Genomic DNA, 19447 nt, shown 5'->3' with positions numbered 1-19447 from the left:
AGCCCGGAGACCCGAGCTCGCAGACACCGACTCAGGGATAAGAGCCCGGAGGCTCAGAGATACGAGCTCGCAGGTGCGAGTTCAAAGGCGCGAGTTCAAAGGCGCGAGTTCACAGGTGCGGGCTCACAGGCGTGGGCTCACAGATACAGCCCCGTCGAGTCCTCCGAGCCCTGAAGCCGCTCCGAGGCCACCGCGTGCAGATCCCGCTCCCGCATCAGCACATACGCGACGCCCCGCACCTCGACCTCCGCCCGGTCCTCCGGGTCGAAGAGCACACGGTCACCCGGCTCGACCGTACGGACGTTCTGGCCCACCGCCACGACCTCCGCCCACGCCAGCCTGCGCCCCACCGCCGCCGTCGCGGGAATCACGATCCCGCCCGAGGAGCGCCGCTCGCCCTCCTCGATGTCCGTACGGACCAGCACACGGTCGTGCAGCATCCGGATGGGCAGCTTGTCGTGGCGCGCCATGCCCGAGCCCGCGCCGACTCCAGCGCCGGGGGCCGCATGACCGGTAGAGGTTTCGGAACTCACGGCTAGACCGTATATCAGGGCCTCAGCGGCGATGGCGCCGCGCCGAAAGCGCGAACAGCCCGCCCACGACGGCCACCGCGACGACGGCCACCGGAATCAGCCGCTCCAGACGGGGCGAGCCGTCCTCGTCGACGAACTGCGACCGTACGTCCGCCACCGCGCGGTTGGCGGCCACATACGCCCGGCCCGCCGTACGGTCGACCGCCGCGGCGGCCTTCGCCTTCGCGTCGCCCGCGATCGTCCTGGGGTGCACGCGCACGGCGATCTCATCGAGCGTCGCGGCGAGTTCGCGCCGCTTGCTGATGATGTCCGCCTCGATGTCCGCGGGAGTCCTGGCTTCCGGCACCGCGCTGCCTCCGTCGATCGATCCGTCGCTCATCACGCCGTCACACGTCTGACGCCGTCACACGCCGCTGTACGTCGCCGTACGTCGCCGTACGTCGCCGTACGGCGTCGTACGTCACCCACCGGGCCAACCGCTCCCCGGTCCGGGCCAGTCGGCCGCCCGGGAGGCGGCACGGCCACACGCACCCTCCGCGTTCCCCGGACCGGCCGCGCCGAACTCGCCCCGCACAGACCGGCGCCGCGGAACCGGGCGAGACGCACGCACGCCCGCAGCGAGCCTGCCGCACAGTCTGTCAGCTCCTCACGCGTGCCGCTCAGCGGCACCCCCGGCGAGAAGCGCTGCGGCTACCCTCGGAACGACGACAGCTACATCGAGGAGCACAGATGAGTGAGCGACTCCAGCCCGGCGACAGCGCCCCCGACTTCTCCCTGCCGGACGCGGACGGCAAGCAGGTCTCGCTCGCCGACCACAAGGGCCGCAAGGTCATCGTCTACTTCTACCCCGCCGCGATGACGCCCGGCTGCACCAAGCAGGCCTGCGACTTCACCGACAACCTCGACCTGCTCTCCGGCGCGGGCTACGACGTCGTCGGCGTCTCACCGGACAAGCCGGAGAAGCTCGCCAAGTTCCGGGAGAAGGAGAACCTGGGGGTCACCCTGGTCGGCGACCCGTCCAAGGAGGTCATGCAGGCGTACGGCGCTTTCGGCGAGAAGAAGCTGTACGGGAAGACCGTCACCGGCGTGATCCGCTCCACCGTGATCGTCGACGCGGACGGCAAGGTGGAGCGCGCGTTCTACAACGTCAAGGCGACGGGACACGTCGCCAAGCTGATCAAGGACCTCGAACTGGAGGAGAACGCCTAGCAGTCCGCCCCGTTTCGGCAGGGGCGCCCGCGCCCGCGGCCGTCCGACGCCCCTGCCCGAACGGCGTAACCCCCGCTGGTCCTCCTCGTTTATCTGTACGAGCCCGCGACGGATGTCCGGGCGGAGCCCGGCGGGGTACGGCGAGACGGGGGCAGTGGCGCGTGGGGGAGAGATACACGAGGGAGCAGCTGGCGGCGGCGGTCGCTGCGGCCTCCAACTGGGCGGACGTGATGCGCACGTTGGGCCTGCGCATCAGCGGAGGCCGCCGCCGTGCGTTGCAGCGCGCCGTCTCGGCTCACGGGCTGGATGCCCGACACTTCACGCGTCGCAGCCCGTGGACCAAATACTCGGACGAGCAGATCGCACAGGCAGTGGCCTCCTCGACGAGGCTCCGTGAAGTGGTCGGCAAGCGGGCGCCAGGCCCTCGACCGGGACGCTGTCGCACATACGGCGACGCATCGCGGCTGCTGGCCTGGACGTGAGCCACTTCCCGGGGCTGAACCGGTCCGAGCCCGAGCTGCCCTTCTCGCCCAGGGCGAGTTGAGGGCGGCGGCAGCATCCGTCCGGAGCGTCCGGGCCCTGGCGCAGGTCCTCGGGGTGCCGGACGACGGCCGTTCCCGGGCAGCGCTGCGCCGGATGCTCCGCGAGGCCGGAGTCGACGTCTCGCACTTCTCTCACACGCGCATCGCCATCCCCGAAGCGGATCTCCGTGAGGCTGTGGCTCGCAGCGTCTCGTACGCGGGTGTGGTGCGGGAGCTGGGCCTTCAGGTGAACGAGTCGAACCGTATGAAGGTCGACAGGCGTGCCGTCCGGTTCGGCCTGGACACGGGCCCCTCCGTCGGGGTACGGCGAGCCCGCCGCGGGCCGCCACCGCCGGGCGGATCGCCCCGGAGGTCCTCCGCATCAGGCCGGACGGCCTGCCCCGCGTCCGTCACGAGCGGCTGCGCAGGGCGCTGGAGGAGACCGGAGTGCCGTACGTCTGCGACCGCTGCGCCAACTCAGGCTTCTGGGAAGGGGAGGCGCTGACCTTGCAGATCGACCACATCAACGGCGACTGGCGTGACAACAGGCGGGAGAACCTTCGCTACCTCTGCCCCAACTGCCACGCGCTCACCGGCACGTGGTGCGGCCGCGACCGGCGACGGGGCTCACCGTCGCCAGGCAGGACATCACAGTAGGATGTGCACGGCGCGCGAGTGCTGGAATTGGCGAGACAGGCCGGGTTTAGGTCCCGGTGCCCTAGGGCGTGAGGGTTCGAGTCCCTCCTCGCGCACATCCGAGCCTCACCCCGGAAACCGGGGTGGGGTTCGTCCGTTCCGTACCGCTTACCCCAGCAGTTCGCGGATCTCCGCGGCCAGCGCGCGGAACGCGCGGCCGCGGTGGCTGATCGCGTTCTTCTCCTCGGGGGTGAGCTCCGCGCACGTACGGGTGTCGCCGTCCGGCTGGAGGATCGGGTCGTAGCCGAAGCCGCCCGTGCCGGACGGGGTGTGCCGGAGCGTGCCGCGCAGTTGACCCTCGGTGACGCGTTCGGTTCCGTCGGGGAGGGCGAGGGCCGCCGCGCAGGCGAAGTGGGCCGCGCGGTGGGCGGGGTCGATGTCGGTGAGCTGGGCGAGCAGCAGGTCGAGGTTGGCCTTGTCGTCGCCGTGCCGGCCGGCCCAGCGGGCGGAGAAGATGCCGGGGGCGCCGCCGAGGACGTCGACGCAGAGGCCGGAGTCGTCCGCTATCGCGGGTACGCCGGTGGCCTGCGCGAGTGTGCGTGCCTTGAGGAGGGCGTTCTCGGCGAAGGTCACGCCGGTCTCTTTGACGTCGGGGATGTCGGGGTAGGCGTCGGCGCCGACGAGTTCCATGTCGAGGTCTGCTTCGGCGAGGATGGCCCGGAGCTCGGTGACCTTGTGCGGGTTGCGTGTGGCGAGGACCAGGCGGCGGCCGGGCCGGGTCGGGGCGCTGCTGCTCATGGGCTCGATTATCCATCGGCGGGCCGCTGCCTCGACGGGCGGTGGCGGGCGGCGGCGCCCGCGGCGCTGCGCGGGAGGCGGCTGCTCTCGGCGAAGCCACGCGAAAGCGCAGACGGCACCGGTTGCAAGGATTCCGCGGAGGGCGTGGGCCTCCCCGGAGGGCCGGGGGCTATTCTCGTACGGACAGGCCGAGTTGCGGGCAGACGCCGGGAGGTGGCAGGGCGCGTGATCGATTCAGGTGTGGGTGCCGCCTGCCGCATGCAGATCTCCGCGTTGCTCTTCTCCCTTGTGGGCTTTCTCCTCGCGGGTGCGGGCCTGACCACCGCGCTGACCGCTGCGGCGACCTCCGCCGCGGTGTCGCTGATGTGCTGCGCGGTCGTGGGTGCGGCCGTCGCCGTCGCGCTGCCGCAGGTGCGGCGGGGCCGGGTCCGTACGGCGCTTCGGGACCGTGAGCTGCGTACGGCGTTTCTGCCGCAGCGTGATCCGGACGCCGCGGGGCGTCCGCGTCCGCGAGCGCCGGGCCGTCTCGCCGCGACGGCCGCGTAGCGCTCGTTCCGCTTCTGCCTCGTCCGGGTCCCGGATCGTCCGATGCCGGGGGAGAGAGCTCCGGGTTCTCTGAGCGATCCGAGCTTCGGAGCGATCCGAGCTTCCGAGTTCTCGGGGCTTCCCGGCTCTCTGGACCTGCCCGGCTCTCTGAGTCCTCTGAGTCATCTGGGCCCTCTGAGTCTTCTGAGCTTGCGAACTTGCGTCTGCGCGGCTCGTCACGCCGATTTCCTCCGCACCGGCGGACGCCGCCGGTGTTTCCGATCCGGCACGACGAGACCCGTGGAGGCCTCAACATGTCTTTTTTCGCGGCTTTTGTGGCGCAGCTATCCGATGCTCTCAGTCCGCTGTTCGGCGCTTCGGCGACGGCTGCGGCGATCGTCGCGTTCACGTTGTGCGTGCGGCTCGCGCTGCATCCGCTGGCGCGCGCGGCGGTACGGGGCGAGCGCGTACGGGCGCGGCTCGCTCCGCAGCTCGCGGAGCTGAAGCGCAAGCACGGGGACGATTCGCAGCGGCTGCGGCAGGAGTTGGAGAAGCTTCAGGCCCAGGAGGGCGCCTCGCCGGTGGCGGGGTGTCTGCCGACGCTGCTTCAACTGCCGGTGTTCTTCGCGATGTACCGCCTGTTCAGGAGCGACGGCGCTCTGCTCGGCCATACGTTTCTGGGTGCGCCGCTCGGCGGGCGCTGGTTCGGGGCGCTGGAGGCCGGCGGCGTCCTCGGGGGGCCGGGGCTGGTGTATGCGGGGCTGTTCGCGCTGGTGGGTGCGGTGGCGACGTGGACGTATGTGCGTACGCGCAGGCTCATGGCCGCCGCCTCCGCGCGCGGCGGTCCGGCGCCCGGGACGCCGGGCGGTGCGGCGATGGCGCGGATGATGCCGCTGCTGTCGTTCGGGACGCTGGTCACTGTGGCGGTGGTGCCGCTGGCGGTCGCGCTGTACGTGGTGACGAGCACGACGTGGACGGCGGTGGAGCGTGCCGCGCTCCGGGCGGGGCGTCCGGACGCGGCGGCTGAGCCCGGCGGCGCTTCGGCGGAGTCCGGCGCCGCCCCGGCGGGGTCGGGTGCGGCTTCGAAGTCCCGTGGGGCTTCGAAGTCCGGTGCCACTCCGAAGTCCGGTGCGGCTCCGGCGGAGTCCGCGTCCCCGGCGCGATCCGGTGTCCCGGACCGGTCACGCTCCCGGGGTCGATCGCAGACCCGGCAGCGGGGCCGGTCCGGGGACGGGCCCCAGACCCAGATCCAGGACCGGGCCCGGACCCGGCCTCAGCGGCGGTCCAATACGTGAACACCGGGTTGTGGATCTGAACTGCCTCTTGGAGGATCGGCCATTCCGATCGAGACATGTCGGTGGCCGGTCCTCGAAGCGACCCGGTCGCCGAGCCCGGCCTGGGGAGTGGAGTAGGACGTGAAGTTGCTGCGCGTCGGACCGGTCGGAGCGGAGCGCCCGGCTCTGCTGGACGAGGCCGGGGTCCTGCGGGACCTCTCGGGAGTCGTCCCGGACATCGACGGGGCCCTGCTCGCCGACGACGCGGCTCTGGCGCGTGTGCGCGACGCGGCGGCGGCACCGGCGGAGCTGCCCGCGCTGGACGCGGACGGGTTGCGTACGGGTGCGCCGCTGGCCGGCATCGGCAAGGTGGTCTGCATCGGGCTCAACTACCACGATCACGCGCGGGAGACCGGCGGCGCGATTCCGCAGGAGCCGATCCTTTTCATGAAGGCCCCGGACACGGTGGTCGGCCCGTACGACACGGTGCTGGTGCCGCGGGGCAGCGTGAAGACGGACTGGGAGGTCGAGTTGGCGGTCGTGATCGGCCGCACGGCCCGCTATCTGTCCTCGGACGAGGAGGCGCTCGCGGCGGTCGCCGGGTATGCGGTGGCCAACGACGTCTCCGAGCGGGCCTTCCAGTTGGAGCGCGGCGGCCAGTGGGACAAGGGGAAGAACTGCGAGACGTTCAACCCGCTGGGCCCGTGGCTGGTGACGGCGGACGAGGCCGGTGATCCGCAGGCGCTGGGACTGCGGCTGTGGGTGAACGGCGAACTGAGGCAGGACGGCACCACGGCGGAGCAGATCTTCCCAGTCGCCGAAGTGGTGCGGTACCTCAGCCAGTTCATGACGCTGCGCCCCGGCGACGTCATCAATACGGGTACGCCGGCGGGCGTCGCCATGGGCTTCCCGGAGCCGAAGCCGTATCTGCGCGCCGGTGACGTCGTGGAGCTGGAGATCGACGGACTGGGCAGGCAGCGGCAGGAGTTGCGCGACGCGTAGCCGGGCTGCCGCCCGGCCCTGTCACGGCGCGGCGCGCGCCGCCGCGTGCGTATTGCGCGCCTCGGGCGTGCACTTCGGCTTCCGGTGGGTGTACGCCGGGTGGGGGTGCAGGTGGGGGCTCGGGCGTTGCGGCGCGCTGCGCGCTGAACGTGGCTTGTGCGGCGTGGGGTTCGTTCGGGTCTCTGGTGGGTTGAGGTTCCGGGGGTGCGCGTTGGTGGGCGGGCCCGGTGCGCCGTCCGCGGCTTGCGCCGCGTGCGGCTTTCCGGGCAGGTCCGTTGGCGGGACGCGGCGTTCGGGGTCCTACACCCCGCCGCCTGGTTCGCGTACCGCTCCCCCTACGCCAAGTCCGTCGTCACCACGCGGGATTCGGCGGCCGAGAGGCGGGCCGCCTCCAGGATGCGGATCGTCGATACCGCCTCCTGTGCCGTGACCGGAGGGGGTGTGCCCTCGCGGAGGGCCTTGGCGATGCCCGCGTAGTAGGCGGGGTAGGCGCCGTCCAGGGTGGGGACCGGGCGGCGGGCGTCGAGGTCGCCGAGGGTTCCCCAGGCGATCTCCGGTTCCACGCCCCACCGTTGGCCGGGTGAGGGGCGGGCGCCCTCGCGCAGGGCGGCCTCCTGGGGGTCGAGCCCGGCCTTCACATAGGCCGCCTCGCTGCCCAGCACCCGGAAGCGCGGGCCGAGTTGGGCGGCGACGGCGCTCATCCACAGATGGGAGCGGACGCCGCCGGCGTGAGTGAGGGCGATGAAGGCGTCGTCGTCGGTCCGGGCGCCGGGCCGGCGCACGTCGGTCTCCGCGTAGACGGCGACGGCCGGTCCGAAGAGTGTGAGCGCCTGGTCGACGAGGTGGCTGCCCAAGTCGTAGAGCAGACCGCCTACTTCGGCCGGGTCCCCGGACTCGCGCCAGCCGCCCTTGAGTTCGGGACGCCAGCGTTCGTAGCGGGACTCGAAGCGCCGGATCTCGTCGCCGAGCGCACCGTCGGCGACCAGCGACTGGACGGTACGGAAGTCGTTGTCCCAGCGCCTGTTGTGGAACGCGGAGAGCATCAGCCCGCGTTCGGCGGCGAGCGAGGCGAGCTGCTGGGCCTCGGCGGCCGTCCCCGCGAGCGGCTTGTCCACGACGACGGGGAGCCCGGCTTCGAGGGCGCTGCGGGCGAGTGTGACGTGGGTGCGGTTCGGGGACGCGATGACGACGAGGTCGAGTGCGTCGGCGCGTGCGAGGAGTTCGTCGGTGGTGGCGAGCGTACGCATGTCGCTGCCGTGCTCCGCGTGCACTTGTGCCCGGCGCTCGGGGTTCGCGGTGACGACGGTGTCGAGCGTGAGGCCCTCGGTGGTGGAGATGAGGGGTGCGTGGAATACGGAACCGGCCAGGCCGTATCCGATGAGGCCGACGCGGAGGGGAGGAGGGGCGGCTTCTTCCGTACGGTCCATGTGCCCTACTTTCGCAACGCGGTTGCGAAAGCGCAAACCGCCCGGACAATAGCCCCATGAGCAGTCAACCCGCCCTCAGCAGCGATCCCGCCCTCGCCGGCGACAACGGGCTCGCCGTGCCGTACGGCAGGAACGCCGCCCGCGTCCTCGGCCTGCTGCGCCTCGCAGGGCAGGACGGTGCGAGCCGCAGCGAGCTGGCTCTGCGCACCGGGCTCACCCCGCAGGCGGTCAGCAAGATCACCGCGAGGCTGCGGTCGCACGGCCTGGTCACCGAGGCCGGACGCCGCGCCTCGACTGGCGGCAAGCCGAGCACGGTGCTGCGGCTGGCGCCCGGGGCGCGTCACGCCGTGGGGATACAGCTGGACCGGGACCAGCTGACGGCGGTGCTCGTCGACCTCTCCGGAAGTGTCGTGGCGGGCCGTACCGCTCCGCTGGACATGGGCTCCGATGCGGAAGCGTTGCTGGACGCCGTCGAGTCGGCCGTATACGGCCTGATCGGCGCGGGGCTCCCGGCCCTCGGCGCGGGTACGGGTGCCGCCGCCCCCGACGGGGCCACCGGCGGAGAGCTGTGGCAGCAGGCGTCGCAGGGCGAGGTGTGGACGGGCAGGCACCCGGAGCCGGGCGCGGGCGGCGGCGTACCGGTGGTTGAGCACCCGCCCCTCGATGCGGAGGCGCGGCGAGCCGTCGCGGAAGAGGGCGAGCTCTGGCGGGACGAGGGGCGCGAACCCGGCGGAGAGGGGCGCGAGCCCGGACCGGAACCGGAACCCGCGGCCGAACCGGGGCCCGTACAGGAAGAACAGGAAGAACAGGAAGAACAGGGAGAGGCCGAACCCGAACCCGGGTCCGTACGAGAAGAAGCCGCGGCCGAAGCGGGTGCCGAAGCCCGGCCTGCCCCGGCACCCGCTGCCGAAATGGAAGTCGAGGAGGAAGCCGGTGGGCCGTCCGGCGTGGGCGGACGGTGGGGAAGCGTGGTCGGCGTCGGCGTCGCGGCGCCGGGTCCGCTGGATCACGTCCGCGGCGTACTGGGCAACGTGACCGGTTTCCCGGGTTGGGCGGGCTTCCCTCTGCGGGACGCGCTGGCCAGGCGCCTGGGCATGCCCGTCGTCGTCGACAAGGACACCAACGCCGCGGCGCTGGGCCTCGCGCTGCGCGGCAAGGAGTCCCTCGCCTACGTCCACCTCGGCACGGGTCTCGGTGCCGGACTCGTGCTGGACGGGCGCATCCACCGGGGCAGGCGGAACGGCGCGGGTGAATTCGGCCATCAGGTCCTCCAGTTGGACGGGCCGCCGTGCCGCTGCGGCAGGAACGGCTGTCTGGAGGCGCTGTGCCTGGACGCGGTGCGCCGCGGCAGGGCGGATGAGGCGGCGCGCGTGCTCGGCGTCGGTGCTGCCAACCTCGTCAGCCTTCTCGACGTCGACCGCGTACTGCTCGGCGGGCGTACGGTGCTGGCCGATCCCGACACGTATGCCGACGGGGTCGCGGCACAGCTCCGCACGGTCGCCGCCCGGCACCGCAGCGCGCCCGCATCCGGCGCCCCCTCCGGTGGCCCGTCCGGCACGGGCGCCGCCGCCGCAGGCCGCGCCGGCACCCGCTCCGGGACCGGCGGTGTACGCGTCGAAGTCGTCCCGGAGGGCGCCCGTACCGTCGCGGACGGCGCCGCGCAGCTCGTCCTCGCGCCCCTCTTCGGGAGCGCCCCCGGAGCTCCGGCCTCCGCCGGTTAGGCTGAACGTGGCGGTCGCCGGCACCGGCGGGCCGCTCCGTTCCTCTCCCGTCCCCCCCGAGGCCGATCCGACCCCCGGCAGGAGCCGTCACGTGGCAGAGCGAAAGCCGATCGAGTCCTGGCTCACCGACATGGACGGTGTGCTGATGCATGAGGGCGTGCCCGTCCCCGGCGCGGACGCCTTCATCAAGCGCCTCAAGGAGTCCGGCCGCCCCTTCCTCGTACTCACGAACAACTCGATGTATACGCCGCGCGATCTGCACGCCCGTCTCGGACGCATCGGGCTGGACGTGCCCACCGAGAACATCTGGACGTCGGCGCTGGCCACCGCCCAGTTCCTGGACGACCAGCGCCCCGGCGGCACCGCGTACGTCATCGGCGAGGCCGGTCTGACGACGGCGCTGCACGACATCGGGTACGTCCTCTCGGACGCCGAGCCGGACTACGTGGTGCTGGGCGAGACCCGTACGTACAGCTTCGAGGCCCTGACCAAGGCGATCCGCCTCATCAACGCGGGGGCCCGCTTCATCGCCACCAACCCCGACGAGACCGGTCCTTCGGCAGAGGGCGCGCTGCCCGCCACGGGATCGGTCGCGGCTCTGATCACCAAGGCGACGCGCAGGGAGCCGTACTTCGTGGGCAAGCCCAACCCGCTGATGATGCGTGCCGGGCTGAACGCGATCGGTGCGCACTCGGAGACGTCCGCGATGATCGGCGACCGGATGGACACGGACGTACGGGCGGGGATGGAGGCGGGTCTGGAGACGTTCCTGGTGCTGACGGGGCTGACCAAGCCAAACGAGGTCGACCTCTATCCCTACCGGGCCTCCAGCGTCGTCGACTCCATCGCGGATCTCGTCGACCGCATCTGACGGCGCCGCGCCCCGAGGTGCCCGAGTACGTGCGTGGTACGGCACAGTAACGGCCGGTTGAGACTGCGGCGGCCGGTGTGGACGCTGTGACACGATGGCCGTCCGGTTCCGGGCGCCTGCCGGAGGGGGCAGGCCCACCGAGGGGGAAGTGAATGTACGGCAGGGGCAGTTACGTTCTCCGGGGCGGCCCAGGCGGTCGCGGCGAGAGCGGGGGACACCGTGGACCCGTCCGCTCCGGGGCCGCCGCAAGCTGTGCGCTGACGCTCGCGGCGGTGCTGCTCGGCGGATGCTCGTCGGACTCCGGTACGGACGACGACGGCGGCAGCGGCGGGGGAGGCGGCGGCATCGCACAGCGGCCCAAGTCGGTCACGCCGTACTGGGTCGACCCGGACAGCAACGCGGCCCGGCAGGCGGCGTCTTACGCCAAGGACGGCAAGGACCGGCAGGCGGCGCTGATGCGGAAGATCGCCCGCCAGCCCGTCGCCGAGTGGATCGGCACCGACGACCCTGCGGGCCAGGCGCGGAAGGTCACGACCGCCGCCGCGAAGGCCGACCGCGACGCGCTGCTCGTCCTCTACAACCTGCCCCACCGGGACTGCGGCCAGTACAGCAAGGGCGGCGCCGCCGACGCCGGCGCCTACCGCGACTGGGTGGCCGACGTCATGAAGGGCATCGGCAAACGCCCCGCGACGGTGATCGTGGAGCCCGACGCCATTCCGCACGTGCTGATGAAGGGCTGCACCCCGGCCAAGTACACCGACGAGCGCTACCAGTTGCTCAACGAGACGGTCGGCAGGCTTCAGAGCCTTCCGGACGTACGGGTCTATCTCGACGCCGGCAACCCCGACTGGGTGCGCGACCCGGGCGCGCTGGTCGAGCCGATGAAGCGTGCGGGTATCGAGACCGCCGACGGCTTCTCGCTGAACGTCTCCAACTACCAGACGACGGCGTCGAACACGGCGTACGGCAAGAAGTTTTCCCCGATGGTCGGCAACAAGCCGTTCGTCATCGACACCAGCCGGAACGGCAACGGCCCCGTCGAGGGCGCCGGCGCCGACGAGGAGGCGTGGTGCAACCCGAAGGGCCGGGCGCTGGGGGAGCCGCCGACGACGAAGACGAGCGACCAGATCGTCGACGGCTATCTGTGGATCAAGCGGCCAGGCGAGTCGGACGGCGAGTGCAAGGGCGGCCCGAAGGCGGGCCAGTGGTGGCCGCAGTACGCGCTGAGCCTGGCCGGTAACTGAGGCCTGCCGGCCGGGAGTCCGGCGCCACGGCGCGCGGGGCTCGCACCCGACGCCGCGGTCCGCGGGCTGCCGCCCGCACCCGACCGCGCGATCCTGCGCCCTGCCCTCCGCGTCCGTGCACCCTCCGCGGCCTGCGGCCGCGCCCCGCGTCCCGCCGACCGGTTGCGGTCGGCGGGGCGGGGTGGGGGTTTCCGGGGCGTCGCGGCTCGCGGCTCGCGGCCCGCGCACGCGGCCGCACGGCCGCCCGCGCGGGCCCGACTGCCCGGCTACGGCGAAAGCGGCGTCGTCGTGGGGGACTTGGCGGTCGCCGAGCGCGGGACCTTGATCCACACGGACTTCGACGGCTTGCCCTTGCCGTCGACCGCCGTGACCATCCACCAGCCGGGCGGCACCAGCGACGGGTCCTCGGGCAGCTTCACGGTCACGCCGTCCGCCGTCTTCTTGAACTTCAGCGCGACGGAGGACTGCTCGACGTTCGTGACGTGCGTGAACGAACTCGGCCTGATCAGCCGCATCTTCTCGATCGAGCCGGCGTCCTTGCTCCGGAAGGAGGCCGTGCCGCCCAGCCGTACGGTCTTCTCGCCCCCGCCGGTGTTCGCGAGCTCGGGCCGCTTGCCCTTGGTGTGCAGATACGGCGGCGTGTAGATGTCGATCTGCTGCTCGAACTTGCCGGGCTTGGTGTTGGCCTTGTCGGAGAAGAGCGAGTCGGAGCCGAACGTCATCACGCGGCCGTCGGGCAGCAGCATCGCGCCCGAGTGGTAGTTGCGTCCGACGAGCGGGTCGGCGACGGGCTTCTTCGTGTCGTCGGCCGGGTTGTAGATCTCGGCTTTGAGGATGTTGCTGTCGCTGCGTCCGCGGTAGTCGCCGGAGCCGTTGGTGGTGAGCACCTTGTCGTTCGGCAGGATGACGCTGCTGGGGTAGCGGGCCTTCGCGTACAGGTCGGGCCCGTCGTGGAAGCTGGGCGCGGGCTCCTTGAGGTCCACGATGCGCGTCTTCTCGCTGGCCTTCTTCGACTCGCCGACGCCGCCGCCCCCGAGCACCATGAACTTGCGGCTCTGGGTGGGCGGCAGCGGCACCGACATCGCCGTCTCCAGCTTGTCCGGGTCGCTCATGCCGGGGATCTTGCGGAAGCCGTTGGTCTCCAGGTCCCACAGGCCGGGCGTGCGGCCCTTGTCCGCGGGGCCGTAGCCGGCGTTGGCGCCGGAGTAGAAGATCTTGTTGTCGTCGGTGAGATGCAGCGCCGGGTAGGTGGGGAAGAAGCGCTTGCGGGGCAGGTACTCCCACTTCTTCGTGCGCGGGTCGTAGATCTCGTTCTTGCCGGGGACGACCTGGCCGATGTCGTCGAGCCCGGAGACCGAGAGGACCTTGCCGTCTTCGAGCGTGGTCAGCGTCGGGTACCAGCGGGCCTCGTGCATGAAGTCCGTCTTGATGTAGCGCTCGGCGACCGGGTCGAACTCGTAGCTGTCCTTGATGCCTTGGAAGTCCTTCTTGTCGAAGGAGAGCTTCTGGGCGATGCCGTAGATGTTCTTGCGCTCGGCGCCGCGCAGCCCGCTGACGCGGTAGTTGTCCTCGGTGCCGGTCTGGTACCGCTTGCCGCGCTTGGCCGCCTCCACGTACACGCGGGCGACGCTGGCGGTGACCTTCACCTGGCCCGTGACCGGGTCCGGCCTCTTCTTGGCGCGCGGCACCAGGACGCTGTCCTTGGCCTCGAACGTCTTGCCGTTGTGGCGGCCGGTGAAGTGGGTGCCGGCCTTGATGGTCTTGGCGCGGTCCGGGTTCTCGTTGTGGACGATCATCAGGCCGCCGGCCTTCTTCACGTCGCCGCCGAGCTTCTCGTATCTCCGGGTGCCGCCGGCCACGAGCAGCTTGCCGTCGGGCAGTTGGGTGTGCCCGGCGCAGAACAGGTCGTTGGGGGTGGGGATGTTCTTGAAGGTGTTCTTGACCGGGTCCCACAGGACGGTACGGAACGTCTTGGCCTTGAACTGCTTGGCGTCGTTGCCCGAACCGGCCACGAGCAGCACTTTCCCCGTGTGCAGCAGCGCCGCGTGAATGGTGTTGATCCGGTACTTCTCGGGGACGTCGACGGTCTTCCAGTGGCCGTTGGCCGCCTTGTACTCGGGCTGGTTGATCTTGTAGTCGTGGTACTTCTCCGAGGCGATGCCGTAGAGCGCGGGGCCGTTGAACCCCGCGATCACCAGCACCACGGTCGCGCCTATCGCTGTGCGGCGCGTACGCCGGCTCGGTCGGAACTTCATCTGTCACGTCCCCCAGGGGCACTCTTCAGTGGTACGGGTTGCTGCTGCGTCTCCGGCAACCGGCCGCCGCCGTACGGGGATTCACCGCCGTGCGCGGAGTCACCGCCGTACGCCGGTCCACCGCCGTACGCGGACCCGTCGCCGTACGCGGGCGCACCGGCGTACGCGCCCTCGCCCTCGCCCTCGGCATCGGCCCCGGCCTCCGGCCCGGACGGCAACGGTCCGCCCTGCCGGTGCCGATGCCGGCGCTGTTTCCGCCGCTTCTTCTCCGCCCGTACGGTGACGCGCCAGCCGACGATCGGTGCGGCCGTGATCAGCAGCGCCAGCGCGGCCCACGTGAGCATCGCCGGGTGGTCGTGGCCCAGGTAGAAGGAGCCGCCGAGCGAGCCGCCGAAGATGAGGATGAAGAAGAGGTGGACGCGGAAGGTGCCGAAGAGGGTGTCCGGGCTCGCGGAGTTGCCCTTGGGGGTGACCACGAACTTGCTCTTGCGGCGCAGCACGGTGTCGAAGAGGGAACGGGCGTAGATCGGCGCGGAGAGCGCGGACATCAGCATCCCGGCGAGGCCGCCGGAGCCCTCCGGTTCGTGGGGGGAGACGTTGTGCCTCCGGTTCCAGACGTACAGGCCGATCTGGAGCGCGGTGGCGTTGCCGTACAGCGCCATCCAGATGGTCGGGTCGATCTGCACACCCGAGGCGCCTAGGCCCAGGAACAGCGCACAACTCAGGGCCGCCAGGATCCAGTTGAGCGCCGCGATCGGGTAGAAGATCATCAGCATCGTGTAGTTGAAGAGCTTGCCGGGCGGCAGCGTGAACACGCCCCGCCAGTACTGCTTCAGGATCGTCTCGTACGTACCGCGCGACCAGCGCAGCTGCTGGGTGAAGAAGTCCGTCCAGGCGTTGGGCCCTTCGCCGACGGCCAGGACGTCCGGGGTGTAGACGGAGCGCCACTTGCGGCCGGTCTCGGGGTTGCGGTGCCGGTGCATCTCGAAGCCGGTGGCCATGTCCTCCGTGATGGAGTCGTACAGGCCGCCGATCCCCTTGATGGCCTTGATGCGTACGGCGTTGCTGGTGCCGACGAACATGGGCGCGCCGTAGCGGTTCCCCGCCCGCTGGATGAGGGCGTGGAAGAGGAACTGCTGGCTCTCGGCGGCCTTGGTGACGAAGTTGTCGTAGTTGCCGTAGACCTGCGGGCCGATCACGAAGCCGACGTCGGGGTCGCGGAAGTAACCGAGCATCCGCTCCAGGTAGTTGGGCAGCGGCACGTGGTCGGTGTCGACGGACGCGAAGTAGTCGTAGTGCCCGCCGTGCGCCGCGAGCCACGCGTTGTAGTTGCCGTGCTTGGTCTTCGCCCGGTGCGGGCCCTTCTTCTTGTTCCAGCGGGGCACGCCCTTGCGCGTGAAGTGGTGCACGCCCAGGCGGCGGCAGACCTCTTTGACCTCGGGGTCGTCGCCCTCGTCGAGGAGCCAGACGTGCAGCAGGCCGCGGTGGCGTATCTTCACGGCGGCTTCGAGCGTCTTCGTCACCATCTCCAGCGGTTCCTTGCCGGGAACGAAGGAGGTGAGGAAGGCGACGCGGGTGCCGGACTCCGGCACGACGGGGATCGGGTCACGCGCGACGAGCGTGGCGTGCGCGTTGGACAGGACGTTGAGCGTGCGGAAGAGCTCGATGAGGCCGATGGAGACGAGCATCACGATGTCGAGCTTGAGCACGAGGTCGGAGACGGCGCCGTCGTCGCGCTGCGTCCAGTGCCTCGGCTGCATGAGCCACACCAGCAGGCCGGCGGAGAGCAGCGGCGCCAGGCAGAGCAGGGTGGCGGCGCGTATTCGGTGCGGCTCGTCCGACAGCAGGCTGCGGTAGGCGACGCGGTAGGGCTTGTCCGGGTCCGGCTGTCTGAGCGGGCCGGCGAGGCGGCTGTAGTGCTCGTAGTCGTAGCGCGGCAGCTCCTTGGGCGTCCACCGCCGCCCGCGGCCGAGCGTGCTCCTGGCCTTCTGTCTGATGTGCGCGGGTATGCGCAGCTGAGTCGTCCGTGTCGGGTCGTCGTCGGCGGCCTGCACGTGTTCCGGCTGTCGATCGCCGGACCTGGTCGAGGTCATGGGTCATTCCCCCTGAACGCAGCAGGCTGCGTGTGGTCGTACTTCCCGCGTCCTTTCCCGCGGCCCCCGGCGCGGCAGGCGTCGGCTGCTTCGTACAGAGACTGCGTGTGGGCGACGCCCGGTTCCATGGAGAGGACACGGTTTGCCGTCCGGCGGAGCTTCGGGGCGGCCGGCCCTGGGCCGTGCCGTACCGCTCGCCGGCCGTCGATTCGCTGAGCTGCACGGCGGTCGGAGACGTCGGTAGGTTCTCCGACTCCAGGCCCGAACGCAAGGGCGAAAAGGGGCACTTCGTCCGCTTAGCGGAGTGATTTCCGGGTTCTCTGTGACGGAGGTGTCATCGAAATGGACACGTTGTGTGTGGTCTGTGAGTAAATTCGCGGCCCGTGCCGCGTCGCCGGTCAGCCCGCCGGATCGGCGAAGACGATCGTGAACTCCTCCGTGCCGGGGGTCACTTGGTCCTCCGCGCCGCCGTGCACCGCGAAGGCCATGAGCCGCTCGCCCTCGGTCGCCAGCTCCCTCTCCTCGTCCGCCGTCAGCTTGCGCCGGAACGGGGTGACGGTGAGGGTCACCGCCCGCTTCCGCGGCTGCTCCACCTTCCACATGCCGCGCACCCGGCCGTCCAGCAGTACGGTGCCGGGCACTTGGCCGTTGCGGCTCGCGATGAGCTTTCGGCTGGCGTCGCTGATCACGCGCGTACGGTCCGCGTGGGAGAGCGTGAGGTTGTCGTACTCGGCGACGAAGCGCGCCGGCAGCGGCAGTTCTGGATCCGGCAGCGGGGCGTCGGGCAGGTCGAACAGCTCACGCCCGCTCTCGCTGCGGAAGACCCGCAGCTGCGGCCGGAGCCGCTCCATGACCTCGCCCAGCCGGGTCAGCCCCGACCAGGCCTGCGCGTCCATGACGGACGCCGGCCCGAACGCGCCCAGGTAGCGCAGCAGTACGGACTCGACGCCCGGCTCCGTCGAGACGGGACGCCCCAGCCACGACTCGATGGTGGCGTACGTCGGCTGCCCCGAGCGTCCCCACAGCCCGCGCGGCGGGATCTGCACCACGTCGCACAGGGCACGCGCCGCCCGGGACAGGGCCTCGGGCTCATGGCCGGGCCAGCGTTCGCCGAGCAGCCGGCCGAGGTCGCGCGCCGTGCGGGGCTCCTGGCGCAGCAGTGCCAGCGCGGCGTCGGCCACGTCCCACGGGTCGAGGCCCTCCAGCCGTCTGCGGTAGTTGCTGCGCAGAATGGCCTCGTACAGCCCGCGGGTCAGGGGGCGCAGCTGAAGGCAGTCCGCGGCGCTCACCAGGTGCACGGTGCCGCGCATGACGCTGACGCGTACCGCCTGCCGCTCACGCAGCAGCGCGGACAGCTCCTCGGCGCGGAAGTCCGAGAGCCGCGACCACAGCCCGACGTAGGGCGGCTTGGGCGCCTGCGCCTGCATGCCCACGAGATGCTCGACCGCCTCCAGGGCCGTCATCCCCGCCCGCTCGGCGAGCAGTTGACGGGAGACGAGTGCGCGGCCGAGGGCCCTGTCGGTGAGGGTGGCGGGGTGCATGTGGGGAGTCTGTCGGACGGGATGCGGGTGCGCCACGCGACCGGCCGTACGGCGGACGGGGTCCGGCCCGGCCGCTGCGAGTGCGGCCGGGCCGTGGCCCCTCCCTCCGGGGCCGTCCGGGAATTCGGGTCCCGTGGTTCCCCGTGGGGTTCTCCGGGGCCGTGCAGCTTGTTGAAGTGCTGCGGTGCTGCGGGTGAAGCGGGTGCCGCAGACGGCCCTCGGGCTCAGAACTTCACGTCGGAGCAGGAGTAGAAGGCGTTCGCCGTGTCGGCGATCGTCCACACGCCGAGGATCAGGTGGCGGCCCGACTTGCCCTCGGGGAGCTTGCCCTTGCCCGTCCACTCGGCCGGGGGCTGCTCGCCGTTCATGTCCACCTTCAGGAAGGGCTTCGACTCCAGGTCGGCGCGGGTGAGCTTCTTGCTCGGGTCCCAGCCGTCCTTGGTGATGTAGAACTTGAAGTCCGTCGTCGAATGCCTCGCCGTCATCGACCACTTGAAGGTGTGGTCCGCGCCGGCCTTCAGCTCAGTGGCGGGCCAGTCGCCGCCGCGCGGGTCGTCGAGCTGCTTGAAGCTCTCGTTGCCGCCGGAACAGATGGAGCCGTCCTCGGGGCCCGCCTCGGGGAAGCCCTTGGGCCCCTCGACGCTCTGTGGCTCGTTCTCGATGGGCCCGCAGCCGGTGACCTTGCCGTCCGCGCAGTTGGCCTGGCGGCTGACGGGGTCGGTACTGAAGCCGTGTCCCTGTGCCGGGCCGCCTGCGAAGAACATGGCGGCACCGCCAAGTCCCAGTCCTACGACGGCCGTTGTGATCTTCTTGCGCATGTCTCTCCAGATGATCGTGGGGGGCGGAGTGCGCACGTGACGTTCAACGGTCTAGACCAGACGGCGAATGTAGCGCGACCATCCGGCCATGTCCAGACCAATTCTCGGCACGGGGGCGGGAGATGGGGCCGCAGGGCGGGTGAGCGGCCATGGAGCGCGCCGGTCGCCCGGCCGGGGATCGGTCACCACGGCACCGGACCCTGGTCGTTGTAGAAGCCGCCGCTGCGCGCGCTGCCGGGCGACGAAGCGAGCTCGACGATGATGCGGGCTCCCTCGGTCACGGTGCGGGTGCCGCGGTGCCGGGTCAGATCTGTCGCGGTGTAGCCGGGAGTTGCGGAGTGGATCCGGATATGGGCCAGCTCCGGGTCCCCGGCGAAGGCTTGGGCGTACTGAACCGTGAGCATGTTCACGGCTGCCTTGGAGCTGGTGTAGGCCACACGTCGGCCGGCGTCGCCGCCGAAGTCGGTGCCGTCGCTGGTCAGCGTCAGCGATGCGGTGGTGCTGGAGACGTTGACGATCCGCGGGGAGCCGGACCGGCGCAGCAAGGGCAGCATGGTGTGGATGGCGGTGACGACGCCGAAGACGTTGACCTCGAACACCTCGCGCATCCCAGCGGCGGTCAGCGTCGCGGCCGGTTCCTCCAGAACCGTACCGGCGTTGTTGACGAGCACGTCCAGCCGCCCGTAGTCGCTGTGCAGTCGCCCGGCCACCGCCTCGACGGTGCCCGGGTCCGTGACGTCGAGCGTCACCGGAGTCACCGTGGCGCCGCCGGCCCGCAGTTCGGCTGCTGCGGCTGCCCCGCGACCGGGATCCCGGCTGCCGAGCAGCACTCTCATTCCGCGCTGCGCGAGCTGACGGGCGGTCTCCTTGCCGAGTCCCTTGTTGGCGCCCGTGATCAGCGCTACCGGTGCGTCCGTCATCGACATCTCTCCTCGCGTGAGCGCGCGGCGTCCAGATCAGATTGATGATACAAGCTGTA

19 protein-coding genes, 1 tRNA gene and 1 pseudogene are annotated in these 19447 nt (G+C 71.1%); 11 read left to right on the top strand and 10 right to left on the bottom strand.

The window, feature by feature from the left end; all coding sequences use genetic code 11:
* Window positions 1-137 precede the first annotated feature (137 nt).
* The gene (locus QQM67_RS20795) at window positions 138-470 is read right to left on the bottom strand and encodes a GroES family chaperonin (protein WP_169133793.1); all 333 of its coding nucleotides are present in this window, start codon (window positions 468-470) and stop codon (window positions 138-140) included.
* Window positions 471-555: 85 nt separating this feature from the next.
* Window positions 556-879, bottom strand: a complete 324-nt coding sequence (locus tag QQM67_RS20790) for a DUF3618 domain-containing protein (protein ID WP_314175637.1) — start codon at window positions 877-879, stop codon at window positions 556-558.
* A gap of 383 nt (window positions 880-1262) precedes the next feature.
* Between QQM67_RS20790 and bcp the strand changes: the two genes are divergently transcribed.
* Both bcp and QQM67_RS20780 read left to right on the top strand, forming a co-directional pair.
* The gene (gene bcp, locus QQM67_RS20785; protein WP_314175481.1) at window positions 1263-1742 is read left to right on the top strand and encodes a thioredoxin-dependent thiol peroxidase; all 480 of its coding nucleotides are present in this window, start codon (window positions 1263-1265) and stop codon (window positions 1740-1742) included.
* A 161-nt stretch (window positions 1743-1903) separates the two neighbouring features.
* On the top strand, window positions 1904-2224 hold the full coding sequence (locus tag QQM67_RS20780) for a hypothetical protein (RefSeq protein ID WP_314175480.1): 321 nt from the start codon (window positions 1904-1906) through the stop codon (window positions 2222-2224).
* A 449-nt stretch (window positions 2225-2673) separates the two neighbouring features.
* Here the strand turns inward: QQM67_RS20780 and QQM67_RS20775 are convergent, their stop codons facing one another.
* A complete protein-coding gene (locus QQM67_RS20775; RefSeq protein WP_314175650.1) occupies window positions 2674-2808 on the bottom strand; it encodes a hypothetical protein in 135 nt (44 codons plus the stop codon).
* Here QQM67_RS20775 and QQM67_RS20770 point away from each other — a divergent pair.
* Entirely contained in the window at window positions 2771-2920 is a 150-nt protein-coding gene (locus QQM67_RS20770; RefSeq protein WP_314175636.1) for an HNH endonuclease, read from the top strand. The genes QQM67_RS20775 and QQM67_RS20770 overlap by 38 nt on opposite strands.
* Before the next feature lie 12 nt (window positions 2921-2932).
* Window positions 2933-3015, top strand: a tRNA-Leu gene (locus tag QQM67_RS20765).
* A gap of 52 nt (window positions 3016-3067) precedes the next feature.
* Here QQM67_RS20765 and rdgB read toward each other — a convergent pair.
* On the bottom strand, window positions 3068-3697 hold the full coding sequence (rdgB, locus tag QQM67_RS20760) for an RdgB/HAM1 family non-canonical purine NTP pyrophosphatase (RefSeq protein ID WP_314175478.1): 630 nt from the start codon (window positions 3695-3697) through the stop codon (window positions 3068-3070).
* 258 nt (window positions 3698-3955) lie between these two features.
* Between rdgB and QQM67_RS20755 the strand changes: the two genes are divergently transcribed.
* From QQM67_RS20755 to QQM67_RS20745, 3 genes are all read left to right on the top strand, one after another.
* Entirely contained in the window at window positions 3956-4243 is a 288-nt protein-coding gene (locus QQM67_RS20755) for a DUF6412 domain-containing protein (RefSeq protein ID WP_314175635.1), read from the top strand.
* Between the two features lie 314 nt (window positions 4244-4557).
* The gene (locus QQM67_RS20750) at window positions 4558-5517 is read left to right on the top strand and encodes a YidC/Oxa1 family membrane protein insertase (protein ID WP_314175477.1); all 960 of its coding nucleotides are present in this window, start codon (window positions 4558-4560) and stop codon (window positions 5515-5517) included.
* Between the two features lie 120 nt (window positions 5518-5637).
* Window positions 5638-6498: a fumarylacetoacetate hydrolase family protein gene (locus QQM67_RS20745; RefSeq protein WP_314175476.1), complete on the top strand. Its 861-nt coding sequence runs from the start codon at window positions 5638-5640 to the stop codon at window positions 6496-6498.
* A gap of 335 nt (window positions 6499-6833) precedes the next feature.
* On the opposite strand, the gene QQM67_RS20740 is transcribed toward QQM67_RS20745, so the two are convergent.
* Window positions 6834-7925 carry a Gfo/Idh/MocA family oxidoreductase gene (locus QQM67_RS20740; protein ID WP_314175474.1) on the bottom strand — a complete coding sequence of 364 codons (1092 nt, stop codon included), beginning with the start codon at window positions 7923-7925 and terminating at the stop codon, window positions 6834-6836.
* Between the two features lie 56 nt (window positions 7926-7981).
* Here QQM67_RS20740 and QQM67_RS30705 point away from each other — a divergent pair.
* The 4 genes and pseudogenes from QQM67_RS30705 to QQM67_RS20725 all read left to right on the top strand — a co-directional run.
* A pseudogene (locus QQM67_RS30705) lies at window positions 7982-8137 on the top strand (hypothetical protein); the annotation flags it as partial.
* Window positions 8138-8419: 282 nt separating this feature from the next.
* Window positions 8420-9646, top strand: a complete 1227-nt coding sequence (locus tag QQM67_RS20735; RefSeq protein WP_399067297.1) for an ROK family protein — start codon at window positions 8420-8422, stop codon at window positions 9644-9646.
* Window positions 9647-9737: 91 nt separating this feature from the next.
* Window positions 9738-10517 (top strand): HAD-IIA family hydrolase, encoded by a 780-nt coding sequence (locus QQM67_RS20730; RefSeq protein ID WP_314175472.1) that lies wholly within the window; start codon window positions 9738-9740, stop codon window positions 10515-10517.
* A gap of 152 nt (window positions 10518-10669) precedes the next feature.
* Window positions 10670-11761 carry a glycoside hydrolase family 6 protein gene (locus QQM67_RS20725; protein WP_314175470.1) on the top strand — a complete coding sequence of 364 codons (1092 nt, stop codon included), beginning with the start codon at window positions 10670-10672 and terminating at the stop codon, window positions 11759-11761.
* Between the two features lie 266 nt (window positions 11762-12027).
* On the opposite strand, the gene QQM67_RS20720 is transcribed toward QQM67_RS20725, so the two are convergent.
* From QQM67_RS20720 to QQM67_RS20700, 5 genes are all read right to left on the bottom strand, one after another.
* Window positions 12028-14016: a radical copper oxidase GlxA gene (locus QQM67_RS20720; RefSeq protein WP_314175469.1), complete on the bottom strand. Its 1989-nt coding sequence runs from the start codon at window positions 14014-14016 to the stop codon at window positions 12028-12030.
* Window positions 14013-16109, bottom strand: a complete 2097-nt coding sequence (locus tag QQM67_RS20715; protein WP_314175468.1) for a glycosyltransferase family 2 protein — start codon at window positions 16107-16109, stop codon at window positions 14013-14015. Before QQM67_RS20715 ends, QQM67_RS20720 begins: the two co-directional genes overlap by 4 nt.
* Window positions 16110-16507: 398 nt before the next feature.
* Complete coding sequence (locus QQM67_RS20710; protein ID WP_314175467.1) at window positions 16508-17650, bottom strand: winged helix DNA-binding domain-containing protein; 1143 nt, start codon at window positions 17648-17650, stop codon at window positions 16508-16510.
* Window positions 17651-17874: 224 nt separating this feature from the next.
* Window positions 17875-18468 (bottom strand): lytic polysaccharide monooxygenase auxiliary activity family 9 protein, encoded by a 594-nt coding sequence (locus QQM67_RS20705; RefSeq protein ID WP_314175466.1) that lies wholly within the window; start codon window positions 18466-18468, stop codon window positions 17875-17877.
* A gap of 182 nt (window positions 18469-18650) precedes the next feature.
* Window positions 18651-19388: an SDR family NAD(P)-dependent oxidoreductase gene (locus tag QQM67_RS20700; protein ID WP_314175465.1), complete on the bottom strand. Its 738-nt coding sequence runs from the start codon at window positions 19386-19388 to the stop codon at window positions 18651-18653.
* Window positions 19389-19447: the final 59 nt, after the last annotated feature.

Source organism: Streptomyces winkii (assembly GCF_032248595.1).
Taxonomy (GTDB): Bacteria; Actinomycetota; Actinomycetes; order Streptomycetales; family Streptomycetaceae; genus Streptomyces; species Streptomyces winkii.
The sequence above is the reverse complement of the archived record's forward strand: the minus strand, read 5'-3'. Positions and strand labels throughout refer to the sequence as shown.

Excerpts from the sequence above, each read along its gene's own strand:
- QQM67_RS20795 (WP_169133793.1), bottom strand. The coding sequence starts at position 470 with ATGGCGCGCCACGACAAGCTGCCCATCCGGATGCTGCACGACCGTGTG.
- bcp (WP_314175481.1), top strand. The coding sequence starts at position 1,263 with ATGAGTGAGCGACTCCAGCCCGGCGACAGCGCCCCCGACTTCTCCCTG.
- rdgB (WP_314175478.1), bottom strand. The coding sequence starts at position 3,697 with ATGAGCAGCAGCGCCCCGACCCGGCCCGGCCGCCGCCTGGTCCTCGCC.
- QQM67_RS20755 (WP_314175635.1), top strand. The coding sequence starts at position 3,956 with ATGCAGATCTCCGCGTTGCTCTTCTCCCTTGTGGGCTTTCTCCTCGCG.
- QQM67_RS20740 (WP_314175474.1), bottom strand. The coding sequence starts at position 7,925 with ATGGACCGTACGGAAGAAGCCGCCCCTCCTCCCCTCCGCGTCGGCCTC.
- QQM67_RS20725 (WP_314175470.1), top strand. The coding sequence starts at position 10,670 with ATGTACGGCAGGGGCAGTTACGTTCTCCGGGGCGGCCCAGGCGGTCGC.
- QQM67_RS20720 (WP_314175469.1), bottom strand. The coding sequence starts at position 14,016 with ATGAAGTTCCGACCGAGCCGGCGTACGCGCCGCACAGCGATAGGCGCG.
- QQM67_RS20715 (WP_314175468.1), bottom strand. The coding sequence starts at position 16,109 with ATGACCTCGACCAGGTCCGGCGATCGACAGCCGGAACACGTGCAGGCC.
- QQM67_RS20710 (WP_314175467.1), bottom strand. The coding sequence starts at position 17,650 with ATGCACCCCGCCACCCTCACCGACAGGGCCCTCGGCCGCGCACTCGTC.
- QQM67_RS20705 (WP_314175466.1), bottom strand. The coding sequence starts at position 18,468 with ATGCGCAAGAAGATCACAACGGCCGTCGTAGGACTGGGACTTGGCGGT.
- QQM67_RS20700 (WP_314175465.1), bottom strand. The coding sequence starts at position 19,388 with ATGACGGACGCACCGGTAGCGCTGATCACGGGCGCCAACAAGGGACTC.